The organism is Streptomyces sp. NPDC079141 (assembly GCF_040686775.1).
In the GTDB taxonomy this organism is placed as follows: domain Bacteria; phylum Actinomycetota; class Actinomycetes; order Streptomycetales; family Streptomycetaceae; genus Streptomyces.
The window spans coordinates 40,768-59,430 of record NZ_JBFBLP010000019.1; the positions used below are offsets into that span (position 1 = coordinate 40,768).

The following is an 18,663-nucleotide window of genomic DNA, read 5'->3' on the forward strand; positions in this document are numbered from 1 at the left end:
CGAAGGGCGGCAGGGCGGGTACGTACGTTTCCATGACACCTGAGCGACCTGACCCGGTGGTGCCCACGGCCACGTACCGGCTGCAGCTGCAGCCCGAGTTCCCGTTCGCAGCCGCGGCGACGGCGGTGCCGTATCTGGCCTCGCTCGGCGTCTCGCATCTGCATCTGTCCCCCGTCCTGGAGTCCGTGCCGGGTTCGCTGCACGGCTACGACGTCGTCGACCACGCGCGCGTGCGCGAGGAGCTGGGCGGCGAGGAGGGGCTGCGCGCGCTGGCGCGCACGGCGCGCGAGCACGGGCTCGGGCTGGTGGTGGACATCGTGCCGAACCACATGGCCATGGCTCCGCGCCACAACCGCGCCCTGTGGGAGGTGCTGCGCGAGGGCCCCAAGTCGCCGTACGCGCGCTGGTTCGACATCGACTGGGAGGCGCAGGGCGGACAGGTCCTGCTGCCGGTGCTCGGCGGTCCGCTCGGCCGGGAGATCGACCGCCTGGAGGTCGACGGCGACGTCCTGCGCTACTACGACCACGAGTTCCCGCTGCGCGAAGGCACCGAGGAGCTGCCGCTGCCGCAGCTCCTGGACGCCCAGTGGTACCGCCCGGTGTGGTGGCGGCTGGCCCGCACCGAGCTGAACTACCGGCGGTTCTTCAGCATCTCGGAGCTCATCGGGGTGCGGGTGGAGGACCCGGAGGTGTTCGAGGCCACGCACGACAAGATCCTCACGCTGCTCCGCGAGGGCGTGGTGGACGGCCTGCGCGTGGACCATCCCGACGGGCTCGCCGACCCCGACGGCTATCTGCGGCGGCTGCACGAGGCGAGCGGGGGCCGCTGGACGGTCGTGGAGAAGATCCTGGCGGACGGCGAGCACCTGCCGGCGTCCTGGCCCGTCGCCGGCACCACCGGATACGACGCGCTGCGGCATGTCGACGGCCTCTTCACGGACCCGGCGGGGTTCGGTGAACTCCTCGGCCAGTACCGCCGGTTCGCGGCCCCGCAGACCGACCGGGGCGGGCAGTGGGAGGCGACGGTGCGACGTGCCGCGTACAAGGTGCTCACGCACGAGCTGGCCACCGAGACCGACCGGCTGACCCGGGTGGCGGACCGGGTGTGCGCCGCCTCTCCGGAGCCCGCGCTGCGCGACCGCGCGCCCTGGACGCTGCGCACCGCCGCGCAGGAGCTCCTGGTCCGTCTGGAGGTCTACCGGCCCTACGCCTCCGGGGACGCGGCCGCCGTCGTCACCGAGGAGGCCGCGGCCGAGGCGCGGCACGCCTTCGTCGTACCCGAGGAGGCCGAGGCCGTCGACGTGGTGCGGGACCTGGTGCTCGGGCTGGCCGGAGACGGACCGGACCACCTGGAGCTGCGTACCCGGTTCGCGCAGACGGCGTCGGCGCTGCGCGCCAAGTCCGTCGAGGACACGGCGTTCTACCGCTATGTGCCGCTGCTGTCGGCGACCGAAGTGGGCGGGAACCCGGGCGCTCCGGCCCTGTCCCCGGAGGAGTTCCACGCCTACTGCGCGCGCGTGCAGCGCGACTGGCCGGCCACCGGCACCGTCGTGTCGACGCACGACACCAAACGCAGTGCCGACGTACGGGCGGCGCTGGCGGTGCTCACCGAGTGCCCGCAGCGCTGGGCCGACCTGCTGGCCGAGGTGACCCGCACCGGGGAGGGGGTGCCGGACGCCCAACTGGCGTGGGCCGCCTGGCAGACGGTGTTCGGGCTCGGACCGGCGGACGCCGAGCGCGTGCAGCAGGCCCTGCTCAAGCATGTGCGGGAGGCCGGGCTGTTCACCAGCTGGACGGAGCAGGAGCCGCCCTACGAGGAGGCGGTGGCGGCCTTCGTCGCGGCGGGGCCGTGCGGGCCGGCCGGCGCGCGCGTGGCCTCCCTGCGCGAGCGGCTGGAGCCGCACATCCGGGCGAACGTGCTGGGCACCGCCCTGGTCCATCTGACGATGCCGGGGGTGCCGGACGTGTACCAGGGCACCGAGGCCGAGTACCGGGCGCTGGTGGACCCGGACAACCGCCGGCCCGTGCGGTTCCCGCCGGAGGATCCCGGGGACAAGGGGGAGCTGACCGCGGCGGCGCTGCGCCTGCGGGCTCGCCGGCCGGCCGTCTTCGGGGACGCGGCGACGTACGTGCCGCTGACCGCGGAGGGTCCGGCGGCCGCCCACTGCGCGGCGTTCGCGCGGTCCGGGGAGGTCATCACCGCCGTGACCCGGCTGTCGCTGCGGCTGGCGGAGGCGGGCGGCTGGCGGGAGACCCGGTTGCCGCTGCCGCCCGGGCGGTGGGCCGACGTGCTGGCGCCGGAGCGGGAGTTCGAGGGGCACGCGCGCGTGGAGGAGCTGTTCGCGCGGCTTCCGGTGGCCCTGCTGGAGCGGGTGGAGTGAGGCGTGCGCGCCCCGGAGCCCGCGCGAGGCGCGTGTGCCGGGCGCGCATGCCGATCGCACGCCTGCCGAACGCAGGCACCACCAATGGCGCCAACAGGCCGTTCCGCCCACGGCGCATGCCTCAGGGCGCCCCCTGGAGCCTCCCCCTGGGTGTCCTTGACAGTGCACCGAGACCGTGGGGTACTGCGGATTGCGAAGCCGGGCGGATGTGTCGGGGGTGAGTCTCCTGCCGGAGCTGCGCTACCCCACAGTGACCGAACTCGTCTCGTCCGCCCGGGCGTTGGTGGCACAACGGCCGGGGCTGTGCACCCTGCGGCAGGTGGGCGCCTCCCGGGCGGGCCGCCCTCTGCACCTGCTGTCCGTGGGCCGGGCCCGGTCCGCCGTGCTGGTGGTGGCGGGCGCCCACGCCAACGAGCCCACCGGCGGCGCGACGCTGCTCGCGCTCGCCGAACGGGTGCTCGGCGAGCGGGAGTTGCGGTCCGGCACCTCCTGGCACTTCCTGCTGTGCGCCGACCCCGACGGGGCGAGCCTGCACGTCACCCCGGCGCCGCGCAGCCTGTTCGACTACCACCTCGGCTTCTACCGGCCGGCGGGACACGAGCAGCCGGAGTGGTCGCCCGCGGTGCTGCCCCCGGACCGTCTGCCGCCCGAGACGCGCGCGCTGACCGGGGTCATCGACGAACTGCGCCCCTACCTCCAGGCGACCCTGCACGGCACCGATCTGGGCGGCAGCTGGGTGCAGTTGACGAAGGACGTGCCCGGGCTCACCGAGCCGTTCGCCAAGTCCGCGGCGCAGCTGAACATCCCGGTGGAGACCGGCGCCTCGGACGCCGCCGGCTGGCCCGCCTCCGGGCCCGGGGTGCATGTGATGCCGGCGCTCGGGGCGGGAGCGGCGTACCCGAGCATGCCGGACGACGCGCGGCACAGCACCTGGCACCACGTGCACCGGTACGGCGGTCTGACCGCCGTGGTGGAGGTGCCGATGTGGGCGAGCGACCTGGTGGACGACCCGGCGCCGCATCCGGCCCCGGCGACGGCGATGCGGCGGCTGGCGGACCGGCTGCGCCGGGACGCGCTGGAGGTGGAGCGGGTACTCATCGACGCGCTGCCCCGCCTGGAGGGCGTCGACGGGCCGCTGCTGCGGGCCGCGACCTGGACGCTGGAGCTGGTGCCGGGGCTGGCCGCGGACTGGGTCGACATGGCTCCGGCCGACAACACGCGGGCCTACGTCGGCAGTGTGGACGCCTTCGCCCGCCGGCTGCCCCTGCGGGCCGCGGCCATGCTGCTGCGGGTGTTGCTGGAGGCCGACGACCGCGCGGCGCCGAGGCTCCGAAGACTCGTCGCCTCCTGGAGCAGCTCCTTCGAGCAGCGGTTCCGGGCCCGCTGGGTGCCCCTGGCGGACCAGGTCGAGCACCAGGCCTGCACGGTCGTCGCAGCGGCCCTGCACGCGCGCGACGTGAGAGCGTGAGCAGCGGCGTGCCACACGCGCGCGTGCGGGCCGCCGCCGTACGCGTCAGCCGTCCAGGGCGAAGACCGCGCCCGTGCGCGCCCCCATCTCGCACGCGTTGGAGAAGGTCTGCGTGTACTCGACCGGCCGGCCGTTCCACTCGCCGCGCGCCTGGGCGGTGACCGGGGCGTAGATCATCGGACAGTACACATCCTGCTGCGCCAGGTCGGCGATGTCGCCGTCGGCCGCCGCCAGTTCGGCGCAGGCCTCGGCGGCCCGGGAGTGGCCCTGGGGCGGGTCGCACATCAGCAGCGTGCCGCGCGTGTCGCTGGAGTGGGTGTCGCCCGTGGTGAGGGTGAGGTAGAGGTGGTTGCCCGGGAAGGCCTCCCGTTCGGCCTGCGCCTGCGCCTGCGCCGGTGCCGCGCCGGGAACGCCGAGGGCAAGAAAGGCGGCCGCCGCGAACAGGCCGCCCCGTACCGCTGTCGCTGTGGTGGAGAGTGTCATTCCCGATGCATCGGCACGGCCGCCTCGGAACCCCACCCCGGCTCACCCGAACGGGAGCCCGCGTGCGCGTGCTGTGCGGCCAGGTCGAACGCGGCGAGCACCACCCGTGACTGGTACTCGACCTGGCGTGCGACCGGTATCCAGGACGCGCCGCAGCCGTCGCGGTAGTCGGCGCACCACAGGTCGATGAGCCGGTCCAGCTCCGGCAGCACCCCGGCCGGGTCGCGGCCGGCGTCGGTCACCAGGCGGTGCAGCAGCCCCGCCGTGCGCAGCGCGAGCCGTCGTCCGGCGATGCGCAGGGTGGCCAGGTGGGCGGTGCTGAGCGGGGGCAGCGGCTGGGCGCCGACGGTGACGACGTCGGGGTCCCAGGCGTCGGCGAGGCCGGGGCAGACCAGTAAATAGTCGTCGACCGGGGCGAGAAACCGCGCCGCCTCGTCGGTCGCGGGCAGGTGCGGGCGGAGCCGGGCGAGGAGGCGCTCAAGGAGCAGGTGGTCGTGGCGCAGGGTGCGGCTGACGGCGCGCAGAACGCCCGGTGCGTCGGCGGGCGCGGTGCCGTCCTCCACGCCGGCCACCCCCCACATCGGCGCCTCGACGACGGCGGTGACCGTGCCGTGCCGGTAGGGGTGGAACCACGTCGACTGCACGGCGGCCTCGGTGATGGCGGCGGCCAGGTCGCCCCGGCGCGGCGGCGGGATCCGGTAGACGGCGGGACCCAGCCGGGGCCAGTACAGGGTGTCGTACGGGCCGAGTTCGCGGGGTATGCCGAGGCGGGCCGCGGTGTGGGCGACGCGGCGCGGCAGGCCCGGCAGGGGGTGGGTCAGCTCGACGAAGCCGCCGCCCACGTCGACGCCGTGCAGGGAGCACTGGAGGAAGGGCCGCAGCTCGTCCTGGAGGTCGAGCAGGGCACGGGTCTCGGGCAGCGCCGCACGGTCCGCGCCGTCGGGCAGCCATTCGGGCTGCTCCAGGAAGCCGGGGCGGAAGAAGTTCCGGAAGTAGCGGCCGAGGGTGTACGGGCCGTGCAGCCAGCCCTCGTTGCGGCGCAGTCCGTCGGGGTCGACGCAGAGCAGCAGGTTCCAGGTGGCGTCGGCGCCCTGGTGCAGGCGGGGGTCGGCGAGCACCCGTTCGGCCAGCCGCAGGGCGGTGGCACCGCCCACGGGCTCGTTGGCGTGGGGGCCGGCGACGACGAGTGCGTGGCGGCTGCCGTGGCCCACGGACAGCAGCCACAGGGGTCTGCCCTCGCGGGAGGTCCCCGCGCGCCGCAGCCGGGCGTCCCGGGGGTGGCGGGTGACGAGCGTGGCCGCCCGGGCGCCGAGCTCGTCGACGGTCGGGTAGCGAAGGAGGGGCGGCAGGGCACACCTCCACGTTCCGGTGCCGTCGATTCACCTGGTGTGCATGATGTACGCACAGTCAGTCACGGCTCTTCGCTTACGTCAACACCACGGAAAGCAAAGGGATTTCACTCGATACGCCCGGTAAAGCCCAGGCCCGAACTGAGGCCTGCCTCAGTTCACGGCGAGCCGGAACGCCATCCGCCCGAAGCCGACCTGGTCGCCCTCGCGGACGACGGCCGCCCCGATGACCCGCCGGCCGTTGACCGTCGTGCCGTTGGTGGAGCCGAGGTCCCGCAGCACCCACATGCCGCCCTGACGGCTGAGTTCGGCGTGCACCCGGGAGACCGTCTCATGGGTCAGCCGCAGACCGTTGGCGGGGTCGCGGCCGATGCGCAGCGGATGGCCGTTCCCGGGATGGGGCAGCAGCAGCTTGGGCAGCCGCTCCGCCTGCCAGGCCCTGCGCAGCCGTACGGAGAAGCCGGAGACCGCCTCGACGGTGCCGAACACCAGGCGCGCCACACGGCTCTCCTGGGGGAGATCGGCGGTGAGGACGGCGAGCTCCTCGGAGCGGCGGGCGGCGAGGGCCAGCTCCATCCGGCGGATGAACGTGTCGTGCGAGAGACGGCCCATGGCGACGCCGTCACGGAGCACCTTCAGCGCCTTGTCGCGCTCCGCGTCGGAGAGCCGCGCGGGGTACGTGTTGAACTCGAAGGACGACGTCACGCTCGTGATTGTCGGTCAGCCGCGCCGGAGTGTCCAGAAATCGGGAAAACCCCCGCCCCGTACGCGCACGGGCGATGACAGCCGACGACACCTGCCACAAACGGGAAGATTCAAAAGCGGATTGATCTCGTTTGAAGCACCATGGACGGGCTACATCACGGTGAGCAGACGAAGGGGAACCGTCCGTGCAGTTCGAGGTGTGGGCACCGCAGGCCGACCGTGTGACGCTCCATTGCGAGGACGCCACGCGCGCGTTGGAGCGCGATCCGGAACGGGAGGGATGGTGGTGGGGGGAGACCGAGGCGCATGACGGCAGCCGGTACGGCTACGCGCTGGACGACGGGCCGGTGCTGCCCGACCCGCGCTCGCGGCGGCAGCCGGACGGCCCGGACGGGCGCAGCGCGGTCGTCGACCACACGCGGCACACCTGGCGCACCGAGTGGGCCGGACGCCCGCTGCCCGGCGCGGTCCTCTACGAGCTGCACGTGGGCACGTACACCCCCGAGGGCACCCTGGACGCGGCCGCCGAGCGCCTCGGCCACCTCGTCGAACTGGGCGTCACCCACGTGGAGTTGATGCCGCTGTGCCCCTTCCCCGGCCGGCACGGCTGGGGGTACGAGGGGGTGTCGCTGTGGGCGGTGCACGAGCCGTACGGCGGCCCCGAGGCACTGAAGCGGTTTGTCGACACGGCTCATGGACTCGGCCTCGGTGTGGTGCTCGACGTGGTGCACAACCATCTCGGTCCGTCGGGCAACTACCTTCCGGTCTTCGGGCCGTACTTCACGGAGCGGCACCACACGCCCTGGGGCGCTGCGGTCAACCTGGACGCGCCCGGCTCCGACGAGGTGCGCGACTATCTCGTGGGCAGCGCACTGGCGTGGCTGCGCGACTACCGGATCGACGGACTGCGCCTGGACGCGGTGCACGCGCTGCGGGACACGCGCGCGTGCCACTTCCTGGAGGAGCTGTCGACGGCCGTGGACGGCCTGTCGGCCGAACTGGACCGGCCGCTGTTCCTGATCGCCGAGTCGGACCTGAACGACCCGCGTCTGGTCACCCCGCGCGAGGAGGGCGGCCTCGGGTTGCAGGCCCAGTGGAACGACGACTTCCACCACGCCCTGCACACCGCGCTGACCGGCGAGTCCCAGGGCTACTACGCCGACTTCGCGCGCGCCCCGCTCGCGGCCCTCGCCAAGACCCTCACCGGCGGCTTCTTCCACGACGGCACGTACTCCAGCTTCCGGGGCCGCCACCACGGGCGCGCCCTTGACCGCGCGCGTGTATCCGCGCACCGGCTGCTGGGCTACAGCCAGACCCACGACCAGGTCGGCAACCGCGCCCAGGGAGACCGGCTCGCCGCCTCCCTCTCCCCCGGCCTCGCGGCCTGCGCGGCGACGCTGACGCTGACCGCGCCCTTCACGCCGATGCTGTTCATGGGCGAGGAGTGGGCGGCGGGCACGCCCTGGCAGTTCTTCACCGACCACACCGACCCCGAACTCGCCGAGGCCGTACGGCGGGGCAGGCGCCGGGAGTTCGCCGCGCACGGCTGGGCCGAGGAGGACGTGCCCGACCCGCAGGACCCGGCGACGCGCGACCGCTCCTGCCTGGACTGGGCGGAGCTCGACGCCGAGCCCCACGCGCGCGTGCTGGCGTGGTACCGCCGGCTCATCGCGCTGCGCCACGAGCAGCCCGACCTCACCGATCCCGACCTCGCCGACACCAAGGTGGCCTTCGACGAACGGGAGCGCTGGCTCGCCTTCCGGCGCGGGGACGTACGGGTGGCCGTGAACCTCGCCAAGGGACCGGCCGCGATCCCGCTGGGCCCCCGTCAGGCACGCGTACTGGCCGCGTGGGAGCCCGTCGAGGCCCCCGGAGCGGACGGGGTGCTGCACCTGCCCGGGGAGTCGAGCGTGGTGCTGCTCCAGGAGTGAGCGCGCCCTACGACTCGCCGTCCGGGTCGTCGTCCTCTCTCAGTTCGGTCACCCGCTCCAGCAGGATCGCCTCCCAGGCGAGGCGGAGCTGGTGCTGGAGCAGCGCCAGGGGGGTGCCGCGCGTGCCGGCGAGGGCTTCGGCCAGACGGACGACGGTGTCGCAGCGGGCGAGCCACAGGCCGCGCAGGCAGGGGCGGGCGCCGTAGCCGGCCAGGGTGGCGGCGCGGACGGCGGCCGGGGAGCCGACGGCGCGGGCGAGGCCGGCGATGTCCTCGGCGGGGTCGCCGAGGACCGTCTCGGTCCAGCCGAGGACGCCGCGCACCCGGCCGTCCGCGCTGACCACGAGGTGCTCGCCGGTCAGGCCGTGGTGGACGAGGACGGCGCTGCCGGGCTGGGCGGCGAGCTGGACCGCGGCCGGCTGGGTGAGCTGGTGCAGCCGGGCGGGGTCGAACTCGTCGGCCGCGGCGAGCCGCCCGGCGGCCCGCTCCGCGTTGCGGCGCAGCCCCTCCAGGGAGCGCGGGGCGGTGCGCGGCACGCCGAGCGTCTCGGCCTGCCGGGCGGGCACCTCGCGCAGCCCGGTGAGCAGCGCCGCCAGATCGGCCTCGCCGACGGCGGACACGTCGTGCTCCTCGGCCGACCCGCCGGGCACCTTCGTGTCCAGCGTGTACGTCAGTCCGGGCGCCCACTCCCCGTGCGCGACGCTCACGGGGAGCGCGACGGGGACGTGCGGGCGGACCAGGTCGCGCAGGCGCAGCTCCCGGCGCTGGCGGACGGCGGCCTCCCGGTCGGGGGCGAGACGCAGCACATGGCGGGTGCCGACCCACCAGGTGGCGGGTTCGGCGCCCTCGGCGACGGGCCGGACCTCGGGTCCGGCGCTGTCGTCCGCGCCCTCCTTCAGGAGAGCGCGGACCAGTCGGCGGACGGTGTCCGCGGTGGGTGTCGGTGCCTGGGTCATGGTCGCGCCGTAGTCACTAGAGGGATGCCCGAAGAGAGGGGCCTGCCGAGGGCCGCTCAGTCCACTATGACCATCTCGCGGGTGGTGTCGTTGAGGCGGCGGCCGCCGTCCTCGGTGACGGTGACGATGTCCTCGATGCGCACCCCGAAGCGGCCCGGCAGATAGACGCCGGGCTCCACGGAGAAGCACATCCCCGGCACGAGCGGCCGCTCCTCGCCCTCGATCATGTACGGCGGCTCGTGCGTGGTGACGCCGATGCCGTGGCCGGTGCGGTGGATGAAGTACTCGCCGTACCCGGCGTCGGCGATGACCGCGCGCGCCGCCCGGTCGACCTCCTGGCAGGCCACCCCGGGCCGCACGGCACGGAAGCCCGCCTCCTGGGCCGCGCGCACCAGGTCGTGCACCCGGCGCTCCTCGTCGGTGGGTTCGCCGACGTGGACCGTGCGGGAGGTGTCGGAGCCGTAGCCGTCCTTGAGGCCGCCGAAGTCGAGGACGACCATGTCGCCGCGCTCGATGACCCGGTCGCCGACCTCGTGGTGCGGGTTGGCGCCGTTCGGGCCGGAAGCGACGATGGTGAAGTCGACCTGGGAGTGGCCGAACCGGCGCAGCAGTGCGGCGAGGTCGGCGGCGACCTCGGATTCGCGGCGCCCGCCGAAGGGAACATTCCGGATCTCCTCGAACGTTGCGTCTGCGGCCGCTCCCGCGGCCGCCAGGAGCTCCAGCTCCGCGGCGTCCTTGACGGCCCGGAGCATCGGCAGGGCGTCGGTGAGGGCGGCGTAGGAGGTGCCCGGCAGTGCCCGCTGCAGGCCCAGCAGGTGCATCGACCAGGTGTTGTCGCTGATGCCGAACCGGCCGCTCGCGTCGAGGAGGGCCGCGGTGGCGGCGTAGGGGTCCTTGCCGTCGGTCCAGTCGCGCAGGGTGAGGGCGGGCGCGCCGGCGGCCTTCGCGGCGTCCGGGGCCTCCAGGGTGGGGACGACGAGGACGGGGTCCTGCCCGGGGGTGAGGACCAGTAGGGTGAGCCGTTCGGTCTCCGCGGTGGGCGCGTAGCCGGTGAGCCACACCATGTCCGGTCCGGGCGCCACCAGGAGCCCGGCCAGTCCGGCGTCGACGGCCGCGCGCGCGGCGCGTTCCAGCCGGGCCCGGTAGTCGTCGGCGGTGAAGGGCGCGGGTGCGGTGCCGGTCATCCGGGCCTCCCTGGGCGCGTGAAGGGACTACGGGCAGCATCCTGCCCGTAGGACAGGGGCGGCGCGAGCCGGTCGGCCGGTCTTTCGGGCACCGGTCGGCTCTCCAGGGCACCGTGCCGGGGTCGGGCGCGGCCGTTGTGCGGGTGCGGGCTCCGAGGCGTGAGCGTGGTCGGCATGGGGCCATGGTGGCCCCGGCGCACCTCCGGAACCAGGGGTTTTCAGGTGACGACCCCGGGGACCGCCGTCAGCTGCTGGTAGCCGCCGCTGCGGTGACGCACCGTCAGGGTGACCTCTGTGCCGGGGCGGGCGCGGTTGACGGCGCGCGCGAGGTCGGCCGCCGAGTCGATCCGGGTCGTGCCGAACACCAGCAGGACGTCGCCGCGCACGAGGCCGGCCGTGTACCCGGGCCCGGGCACATGGACGCCGACGATCTGGGCGCCGGTCTTCTCGGCGTCCACGACCTCCAGGCCGAGGGTGGCGCCGACGGGGGTGGGCGTCGGGCTGGGCACGGCGGACGGCGACGCAGGCGGAGCGGGGCGGGAGGCCGCCGGGGTGCGCTCCGCCTGCCGTTGGAGTTCGGCGAGTCTGCTCATGCCGATCACCGTGGCCCCGACCGTGCCGAGTCCGACCCCGGACAGGACCAGGACCGTGCCGACGAACAGGGCGAACAGCAGGGTCGTGAGCCGGCGGCCGCGCCGGCGTGCGGCGTGCGGGCGCCGGGCGGGACCGGGCCTGGTGCCGCCGCGGGGCTCCTGGCCCGGCATCGGCTTGGGACGCAACGCAGTCTGTTCCATGGATCGCCTCCGGCTGGAGGACTACCCGGGGCACCGGCGCACGACGAGCCACGAACGAGTGAGACTGACCCGCGGTCAGGAACGGAAGGCCGGTACGCCCAGAGCGGCCGCCACCGCTCCGGCGGCTGTCGAGAGCGAGCCCGCGTACACCAGTTCGGTCCGGTGGACCACGCGCGGTTCGACGACCGGCACGGCTGCCGTGTCCGCGATTCCCGTCGCCGCCGAGCGGGGCAGCAAAGTCAGACCGTGGCCCGCAGCGGCGAGGGCGGTCAGGACGCGTACGTCCGTGCCCTCGTAGCGCAGGGCCGGGCGGAAGCCGTGGCCTCCGTTCGCGGCGCGCAGCTGGGCCAGCGGCAGGCCCGCGTCGGGGGCGTCCAGCCAGCGGGCGTCGGCGAGGTCGCCCAGGCGCAGGCCCGCGCGCCCGGCCAGCGGATGCGTGCCGGGCAGCAGGACGCACACCGGCTCCTCCCCCGCGCCGTACGTGGTCAGCGGCGCCACGTCGGGCAGGCGCAGCGGGTCGCTGGGGGCGGCCAGGCCGTCGATCAGGCCCAGGTCCGCCGCGCCGGTGGCGACGGCGGCGGGGATCTCCTCGCGCGCGGTCACCCGCAGGGTCACGCCCGCGGCCGGGAGCGCGGCGAACACCCGGGGCCCGAGCGCGGTGGGCGTGGCGGCGAGCGTCAGTCCGTGGGCGGGCGCGGCCGCCATCCGTACGACGTCGGCGCGGGCCGCCTCCAGGCGCAGCAGCAGCGGGTCCGCGTGCTCCAGGAGCCGCTCGCCGGCGGCCGTGGGCGCGACGGGGCGGCGGGTGAGCAGCGGTGTGCCGAGGTCCTGTTCGAGCGCCGCGATGTGCTGGGACACCGCCGACTGGGTGTAGCCGAGGGTGCGGGCGGCCTCGGAGAAGGAGGCGAGGCGGGCGACGGTGACGTACGTACGCAGGAGGTGCGGGTCCATGCCCGCCAGCATTGCATCAGTTCTGCTTATCAGGGGTGCAGAGATCATCGTTGGACGTGAACTCGCCCTCGCGCCCAGGATGAACGGCATGACCGAGACTCCCGCACGGATCGCCCTGGTCGGCGACCGCTCCCCCAATGTCGCCTCGCACACCCGCGTCCCGCTCCTGCTCGACGCCCTCGCCTCCCGGGACCGGCTGGTCCTCGACGCCTACTGGATCGGATCGGAGGACGCCGTGGCCCCGGACGCGGTGGCCGGGTTCGACGCGGTGTGGGTGCTGCCGGGCAGCCCGTACCGCAGCGAGGCCGGGGTGCTCGCGGCAATCCGCACCGCGCGCGAGACGGGCATCCCGTTCCTCGGGACGTGCGCCGGGTTCCAGCACGCGCTGCTGGAGTACGCCCGTGACGTCTGCGGTCTCTCCCACGCCGCGCATGCGGAGAACGACCCGTCCGCGGCCGACCCGATCATCGAGCCGCTGGCCTGTTCCCTGGTGGGCCACGAGGCCGCGATCACCGTCGAGCCGGGCTCGCTCGCGCAGTCGGTGATCGGTTCGGAGCGCACGGTCGAGCGCTACTTCTGCGCCTACGGCCCCTCCCGCCACCTGGACACGCTGCGCGCGCACGGCCTGCGCTTTTCTGGGCGGGACGAGGACGGAAACGTCCGGATCGCCGAACTGCCCGGCCACCCCTTCTTCCTGGCCTCGCTCTTCCAGCCGGAGCTGTCCGGCGACGGCTCGCGCCCGCACCCGATGATCCGGGCACTGGCGCGAGCCGCGGTCGGCCACGCGGGCCGGCGGCAGCCGGTCAGCCGATGACGGGCACCGCGGGCGGGCGGTCCGGCAGGAAGCCGTGGGCCCGGCCGGCCAGCCAGTCGGCCCGGTAACGGTCCACCTCCTGGTGCCAGTTGAGGATGCCCGCCATCCAGTTCTGCAGGTCGACCACATAGGCGCGCATGATCTCGCGCGCCTCCTGCGACAGCTCGAAGTCGTCGTAGACGACGGGCAGTTCGTGTGCGACGACGTGCTCGAACTGCTGCATGCGCTGGGTCATCAGGTCGTGGACGACATCGAGGGCGGTCGGGTAGTCGATGCCGAAGAAGTTCTGCACGACGAGGATCGCGTTGTGGATCTCGCCCTCGTACTCGATCTCCTTCTGGTACGAGAACACGTCGTTGAGCAGGCACGCGTAGTCGACGGCGGCGTTCTCCAGGGAGCGCACGGGGCCGCTGCGGTAGACCTCCGGCGGGACGGCCGGGCCGTGCCCCATCCGGCACAGGCTCAGGGTGAGGTCGGCGCCGAAGGTGGCGCGGCGCATCTCCAGGTAGTCGACCGGGTCGGGGACGCGGTTCTGGAGCTGGTTGGACAGCTCCCACACCCAGCTCTCGGTCATGACGTTGATCGCGTCCTTCAGGGAGCGCCGCTGGTCGGGCGTCATCCGGGCGGTCGTGCGCTGCCACAGGTCCGCCAGCCCGCGCTCCATGGCGTTGACGGGAACCAACAGCGCCTCGCCGTCGATCGGCATGCAGTCCGACAGGCGCTGGGTGGTCAGCCGGGCGGCGGCCAGGTCGCGGCGGTGGCCGAAGACGAGCGGGTAGTAGTCGTCGCCGTACGTGCCCCAGGCGAGCCACTGCGAGCTGAGGTCGAGGGCCTCGGGGGTCGCGTCCGGGTCCAGGCCGGCCGAGCACAGCGGCAGGTCGTAGGCGGCGAGTTTGTCCTCGTCCCAGACGCCCTCCTGGAGGATGCCCATGCGCTGCACCCAGTCGGTGAGCCGGTGCCGGGCGCCGTCGAGGTGCGGGCTCAGCTCCAGCCGGAACGGCATGCAAATGTCGGGGATCCGGGAGGGGCCGACCTTCTGGAACGGCACGTGCGCGTACGCGCGCAGCCGCTCCGCTCCCGCCGCGGCGAGCAGCGCGCCGACGTCGGCCGCGGAGGTGCCTCGGCCGGTCAGGCCCTGCCAGGGGCTGGTGGACTGCGCGCGCTCGTTCATGTACCGGCTGGAGCGCATGTGCCATTCGTGGCCGCCGGACTGCCAGTCCTGAAGTCCCTGGGTGTACGCGGCGACGGCGGCGACCTCGTCCGGGGTGAGGCCGTGTTCCAGGGCCAGCGCGGGCACTTCGGTGAGCGCGGTGTGCTCGAACTGGTGCAGCCGGGAGGTGAGGACGTCGTTGACGGCGTCGGCGGCCTGCTGGGTCGTGCAGTGGAAGAAGGTCTCCAACACCAGGACGCCGTTGCTCAGTTCGCCCTCGTCCTCGACCTCGCGCTGGTAGGAGAACAGGTCGTTGCGCAGATGCACGGCGTCGGAGAACGTCTCCATCAGGACCCTCAGCGGCCTGGACTCGGCGACGGCGGCGGGGACTTCGGCCGTCGCGTACTCCACGAGACCGGACGACCAGGGGGCACCGCCCACCTTGCGGCGCATCTCGATGTACTCGACGGGGTTGGCGATCCGCCCCTCGTTGATGTTGGACAGCTCCCACAGGGACTCGTTGAGGAGATGCTCGGTGGCGACGGCGAACCGGCGGCGCCAGTCGGCGGACATCGCCGGCACCGTGCGCCGCCACAGGTCGGCGAGACCGGCCTCGACCGGGTTCTCCGGCTCGGGCATGGGAGTGGCGAGGTCCATCGGCATGAACAGCGGGAGCCGGTCGAGATGGGCCTTGCCCGCGGCGCGGTCCTGGGTGCGCTTGTACATGTCCAGGAAGTGGTCGTCGAAGAAGAAGACCCACACGTACCAGTCGGTGATCAGGGACAGGGCGGGGCCGTCGCAGTCGGGGTGGGTGTAGGCGCAGAGCAGTCCGTAGTCGTGCGCGTCGAGGTCGGACTGCTCCCAGATCCCGGAACCTTCCAGCATGCCCATCTCGCGCGCCCAGACGGTCGAGTGCGCGCGCGCCTCGTCGAGGTGCGGGTTGAGCCGCGCGGGATACGGCATGTAGAAGTGCGGGAGTTCGAAGGGCTGCGTCATGGCCGGGGCCCTACCCGGCGGCTCCAAGGCCCATCCTCGGGCCGGGACATGATCACACCATCGCGTGAATCGGGCATGAACCCCTGGATCCTGCCGGGCCCTTGTGGCGTTCACCTCTACGCGCGCAGACTACGGAGGTTCTCGTCCCCTCCCTCACCGGAGTCCCGATGAACCACCCCAGACCTCTCTCCCGCCGCACCGCGCTCGCCTCGCTCGCCGGGGCGGCGCTGGCCGGCGCCACCGCCGGGCAGGCCGCGGCGGCCGAACGACAGGGCCGTACCGTCCGGTTCGCCACCTTCAACGCCTCCCTCAACCGGGCGACCGAGGGCGCGCTCGTCACGGACCTGTCCACGCCGGACAACGAACAGGCGCGCAATGTCGCCGAGACGATCCAACGGGTCGACCCGGACGTGCTGCTGGTCAACGAGTTCGACCACGTCGCGGGCGGCGCCGCGGTCCGGCTGTTCCACGACAACTACCTGGCCGTAGGGCAGCGCGGCGCCGAACCGGTCCGCTACCGCCACCGTTTCACCGCCCCCGTCAACACGGGCGTGGCCTCCGGCATCGACTTCGACGGTCGCAACGGCGCGGTGACGACGCCCGGTTCGGACGCGTACGCGCAGGACGCCTTCGGGTACGGCTGGTTCCCGGGACAGTACGGCATGGCCGTCTACTCGAAGTACCCGATCGACACGCGCGCGGTGCGCACCTTCCAGCGTTTCCTGTGGAAGGACATGCCGGGCCATGTCATGCCCCCGGGCTACTACAGCGACGAGGCGACGGCGGTCTTCCGGCTGTCCTCCAAGAGCCACTGGGACGTGCCGGTGTGCATCGGGCACGCGCGCGTGCACTTCCTGGTGTCGCATCCGACGCCGCCCACCTTCGACGGGCCCGAGGACCGCAACGGCCGCCGCAACCACGACGAGATCCGGCTGTGGGCCGATTACATCGGCGGCCCGCGGCGCAGCGCCTATCTGTACGACGACCGGGGCGTGCGCGGCGGACTGCGGCCCGGCGCCCGGTTCGTGCTCGCGGGCGACCTCAACGCCGATCCGTACGACGGCGACAGCTACGACCACGCCGTACGGCAACTGCTGGACCACCCGGCGGTACGGCTGCCCGGCACTCCCCCGGCCAGCGCGGGCGGCGTCGAGGCGGCGCGGCTCCAGGGCGGCGCCAACGCCTCGCACACCGGCGACCCGGCGTACGACACCTCGGACTTCAACGACACCGCGCCCGGCAATCTCCGGGTCGACCATGTCATTCCGTCCCGGGGACTGGTCCCCGGCGCGAACGGGGTGTTCTGGCCTGCCTCGGACGATCCGCTGTACCGGCTCGTGGGCGGCGGGGCGGCGCAGCCGACGTCGGACCACCGGCTGGTGTGGCAGGACGTACACGTCGGGTGACCGCATGCCCTTGCCGAGCCCCCGTCCTCGGTCCACCGTGGTCGCATGACCTCCTTCACGCTCCCTCATGAGCTGCACGGCGACGGTGCCCACAAGGTGTTCGCGGTGCACGGCTGGTTCGCCGACCGGTCCGCGTACGCGAGCGTCCTGCCGGACCTCGACGTCACGTCCTTCGCCTACGCCGTGGTCGATCTGCGCGGCTACGGCGAGGCGAAGGACGCCGTAGGCGCGTACACGACGACGGAGGCGGCGCAGGATCTGCTGGAGCTGGCCGACCGGCTCGGCTGGGATCGCTTCTCGGTGGTGGGGCATTCGATGGGCGGGTCGGTGGCCCAGCGGCTGCTGGCGCTGGCCCCCGAGCGGCTGCGCCGGATCGTCGGGGTCTCGCCGGTGCCCGCCTCGGGGCTGCCGCTGCCGGGCGACCAGTGGGACCTGTTCGCGGACGCGGCGCACAAGCCGGAGAACCGCCGCGCGATCATCGACTTCACCACCGGCGGCCACCGCCCCGCCGCCTGGCTCGACCGCATGGTGGCCCGCTCCCTCGCGGTCAGCGACCAGAAGGCGTTCCGGGCCTGGCTGGACTCCTGGGCCGGGGAGGACTTCCACACCGAGGTGGAGGGCGTACGGGTGCCCGCGCTGGCCGTCGCGGGCCGCCTGGACCCGGCGCTGTCCGCCGCGCTGCTGCGGGACACCTGGCAGTGCTGGTATCCACTCGGCGAGGTACGGGAGTTGAGCGCCGCCGGCCACTACGGCATGGACGAGACCCCGCTGGACGTCGTCCGCGTGGTGGAGGACTTCCTGCGGGCCGCCGACGGCAAGGGCGGACCGGCGTGACCGTCAGTCCGTCCCCGCCGGTCCCCGACGTCTTCGATCCACGCCAGTACGGGACGGCCGTGCCGTACGACGCCTACCGAGTCCTGCGTGACCACCATCCGGTGGCGTGGCAGGAGGAGCCGGAGGTGCTGGGCTGGCCGGCCGGGCCCGGGTTCTGGGCGGTGACCCGGCACGCGGATGTCGTGCGGGTGCTCAAGGATTCGTCGACGTACTCCTCGTACATCGGTGCCACGCAGATCCGGGATCCGGATCCGGCGGACCTGCCGTTCATCCGGCGCATGATGCTCAATCAGGATCCGCCGCAGCACGGCCGGTTGCGACGGCTGGTGAGCCGGGCGTTCACCCCGGGCCGGCTGGAGCGGTTCACCGTGATCGCCGAGCGGCGGGCCCGGACCCTGTGCGCGCAGGCGCTGGAGACGGCCCGGGCGGCGGACGGCACCGTGGACCTCGTCGCCGCCGTCACCGACGACTACGCCCTGCTCAACCTCACCGATCTGCTCGGGGTGCCGGAGCGGGACCGCGGGCTGCTGCTGAACTGGACGCAGCGGGTCATCGGCTACCAGGACCCGGACGAGGCCGGTCCCCCGGTGCTGGACCGGGCGGGCCGGCCGGTCAATCCGCGCTCGCCCGCGCTGCTGCGGGACATGTTCGACTACGCCCAGCAGCTGGCGTCGTTCAAGCGGCGCTATCCGGCCGACGACGTGATGACCACGCTCGCGCACGACGCCGAGCTCACCCGCGACGAGCTGGAGATGTTCTTCTTCCTGCTCACCGTCGCCGGCAACGACACCGTGCGCAGCGCGGCCCCGGGCGGCCTGCTGGCCCTCGCCGAGCACCCGCAGGCGCAGGAGCGGCTGCGCGCGGGCAAGGCCGAACCGGGGCACGCGGTGGAGGAGTTGCTGCGCTGGCATCCGCCCGTGCTGAGCTTCAGGCGTACCGCCGGGTGCGACACCGAGCTGGCCGGACGGCGGATCCGCGCCGGGGACAAGGTGGTCGTCTTCCACGCCTCCGCCAACCGCGACGAGCGGGCCTTCCCGGCTCCGGACCGGCTGACCCTGTCCCGCAATCCGAACCCGCACGTCTCCTTCGGCGACGGCCCGCACGTCTGCCTGGGCGCGCACTTCGCCCGCCTGCAACTGCGGCTGCTGCACCAGGAGATGCTGCGGACGTTTCCGGTTCTGCGGCCCGCGGGACCGGCCGGTCGGCTGGTGTCGAACTTCATCAACGGGATCAAGTCGCTGCCGGTGCGGGTGACATGAGGC

15 protein-coding genes are annotated in these 18,663 nt (G+C 73.7%); 7 read left to right on the forward strand and 8 right to left on the reverse strand.

Annotation, left to right across the window (positions count from 1 at the left end; translation table 11 throughout):
* Positions 1-32: 32 nt before the first annotated feature.
* Together treY and AB0Q90_RS35475 are read left to right on the forward strand one after the other, a co-directional pair.
* A complete protein-coding gene (treY, locus tag AB0Q90_RS35470) occupies positions 33-2,381 on the forward strand; it encodes a malto-oligosyltrehalose synthase (protein ID WP_363163136.1) in 2,349 nt (782 codons plus the stop codon).
* Between the two features lie 217 nt (positions 2,382-2,598).
* Positions 2,599-3,849: a M14 family zinc carboxypeptidase gene (locus tag AB0Q90_RS35475; RefSeq protein WP_363163135.1), complete on the forward strand. Its 1,251-nt coding sequence runs from the start codon at positions 2,599-2,601 to the stop codon at positions 3,847-3,849.
* 45 nt (positions 3,850-3,894) lie between these two features.
* Here the strand turns inward: AB0Q90_RS35475 and AB0Q90_RS35480 are convergent, their stop codons facing one another.
* From AB0Q90_RS35480 to AB0Q90_RS35490, 3 genes are all read right to left on the reverse strand, one after another.
* Positions 3,895-4,332: an SSI family serine proteinase inhibitor gene (locus tag AB0Q90_RS35480; RefSeq protein ID WP_363163134.1), complete on the reverse strand. Its 438-nt coding sequence runs from the start codon at positions 4,330-4,332 to the stop codon at positions 3,895-3,897.
* A complete protein-coding gene (locus AB0Q90_RS35485) occupies positions 4,329-5,681 on the reverse strand; it encodes a M14 family zinc carboxypeptidase (protein ID WP_363163167.1) in 1,353 nt (450 codons plus the stop codon). Before AB0Q90_RS35485 ends, AB0Q90_RS35480 begins: the two co-directional genes overlap by 4 nt.
* Positions 5,682-5,834: 153 nt before the next feature.
* On the reverse strand, positions 5,835-6,386 hold the full coding sequence (locus AB0Q90_RS35490; protein ID WP_363163133.1) for a DUF1707 and FHA domain-containing protein: 552 nt from the start codon (positions 6,384-6,386) through the stop codon (positions 5,835-5,837).
* Between the two features lie 185 nt (positions 6,387-6,571).
* Between AB0Q90_RS35490 and treZ the strand changes: the two genes are divergently transcribed.
* Complete coding sequence (treZ, locus tag AB0Q90_RS35495) at positions 6,572-8,317, forward strand: malto-oligosyltrehalose trehalohydrolase (RefSeq protein ID WP_363163132.1); 1,746 nt, start codon at positions 6,572-6,574, stop codon at positions 8,315-8,317.
* Between the two features lie 7 nt (positions 8,318-8,324).
* Here the strand turns inward: treZ and AB0Q90_RS35500 are convergent, their stop codons facing one another.
* From AB0Q90_RS35500 to AB0Q90_RS35515, 4 genes are all read right to left on the reverse strand, one after another.
* Complete coding sequence (locus tag AB0Q90_RS35500) at positions 8,325-9,272, reverse strand: aminoglycoside phosphotransferase family protein (RefSeq protein ID WP_363163131.1); 948 nt, start codon at positions 9,270-9,272, stop codon at positions 8,325-8,327.
* 56 nt (positions 9,273-9,328) lie between these two features.
* A complete protein-coding gene (locus AB0Q90_RS35505) occupies positions 9,329-10,456 on the reverse strand; it encodes an aminopeptidase P family protein (protein ID WP_363163130.1) in 1,128 nt (375 codons plus the stop codon).
* A gap of 218 nt (positions 10,457-10,674) precedes the next feature.
* Entirely contained in the window at positions 10,675-11,250 is a 576-nt protein-coding gene (locus AB0Q90_RS35510; protein WP_363163129.1) for a PDZ domain-containing protein, read from the reverse strand.
* 75 nt (positions 11,251-11,325) lie between these two features.
* Positions 11,326-12,201, reverse strand: a complete 876-nt coding sequence (locus AB0Q90_RS35515) for a LysR family transcriptional regulator (protein ID WP_363163128.1) — start codon at positions 12,199-12,201, stop codon at positions 11,326-11,328.
* Positions 12,202-12,289: 88 nt separating this feature from the next.
* On the opposite strand from AB0Q90_RS35515, the gene AB0Q90_RS35520 reads away from it, so the two are divergent.
* Entirely contained in the window at positions 12,290-13,015 is a 726-nt protein-coding gene (locus AB0Q90_RS35520; protein WP_363163127.1) for a hypothetical protein, read from the forward strand.
* Here AB0Q90_RS35520 and cyc2 read toward each other — a convergent pair.
* Positions 13,005-15,161, reverse strand: coding sequence for a germacradienol/geosmin synthase Cyc2 (gene cyc2, locus AB0Q90_RS35525; protein WP_363163126.1), 2,157 nt, complete (start codon positions 15,159-15,161; stop codon positions 13,005-13,007). The two genes, AB0Q90_RS35520 and cyc2, sit on opposite strands and share 11 nt — an antisense overlap.
* A gap of 167 nt (positions 15,162-15,328) precedes the next feature.
* Here cyc2 and AB0Q90_RS35530 point away from each other — a divergent pair, with 167 nt between their 5' ends.
* The 3 genes from AB0Q90_RS35530 to AB0Q90_RS35540 are packed head-to-tail and all read left to right on the forward strand — an operon-like array spanning position 15,329 to position 18,660.
* Positions 15,329-16,567, forward strand: a complete 1,239-nt coding sequence (locus tag AB0Q90_RS35530) for an endonuclease/exonuclease/phosphatase family protein (RefSeq protein WP_363163125.1) — start codon at positions 15,329-15,331, stop codon at positions 16,565-16,567.
* A gap of 45 nt (positions 16,568-16,612) precedes the next feature.
* Positions 16,613-17,401 carry an alpha/beta hydrolase gene (locus AB0Q90_RS35535; protein WP_363163124.1) on the forward strand — a complete coding sequence of 263 codons (789 nt, stop codon included), beginning with the start codon at positions 16,613-16,615 and terminating at the stop codon, positions 17,399-17,401.
* Entirely contained in the window at positions 17,398-18,660 is a 1,263-nt protein-coding gene (locus AB0Q90_RS35540; RefSeq protein ID WP_363163123.1) for a cytochrome P450, read from the forward strand. The genes AB0Q90_RS35535 and AB0Q90_RS35540 overlap by 4 nt, the downstream gene beginning before the upstream one ends.
* The last annotated feature ends 3 nt before the right edge of the window (positions 18,661-18,663 follow it).

Bases quoted from the DNA above. Each gene is read 5' to 3' on its own strand.
- treY (WP_363163136.1), top strand. From the start codon at position 33: ATGACACCTGAGCGACCTGACCCGGTGGTGCCCACGGCCACGTACCGG.
- AB0Q90_RS35480 (WP_363163134.1), bottom strand. From the start codon at position 4,332: ATGACACTCTCCACCACAGCGACAGCGGTACGGGGCGGCCTGTTCGCG.
- AB0Q90_RS35500 (WP_363163131.1), bottom strand. From the start codon at position 9,272: ATGACCCAGGCACCGACACCCACCGCGGACACCGTCCGCCGACTGGTC.
- AB0Q90_RS35505 (WP_363163130.1), bottom strand. From the start codon at position 10,456: ATGACCGGCACCGCACCCGCGCCCTTCACCGCCGACGACTACCGGGCC.
- AB0Q90_RS35510 (WP_363163129.1), bottom strand. From the start codon at position 11,250: ATGGAACAGACTGCGTTGCGTCCCAAGCCGATGCCGGGCCAGGAGCCC.
- AB0Q90_RS35515 (WP_363163128.1), bottom strand. From the start codon at position 12,201: ATGGACCCGCACCTCCTGCGTACGTACGTCACCGTCGCCCGCCTCGCC.
- AB0Q90_RS35520 (WP_363163127.1), top strand. From the start codon at position 12,290: ATGACCGAGACTCCCGCACGGATCGCCCTGGTCGGCGACCGCTCCCCC.
- cyc2 (WP_363163126.1), bottom strand. From the start codon at position 15,161: ATGACGCAGCCCTTCGAACTCCCGCACTTCTACATGCCGTATCCCGCG.
- AB0Q90_RS35530 (WP_363163125.1), top strand. From the start codon at position 15,329: ATGAACCACCCCAGACCTCTCTCCCGCCGCACCGCGCTCGCCTCGCTC.
- AB0Q90_RS35535 (WP_363163124.1), top strand. From the start codon at position 16,613: ATGACCTCCTTCACGCTCCCTCATGAGCTGCACGGCGACGGTGCCCAC.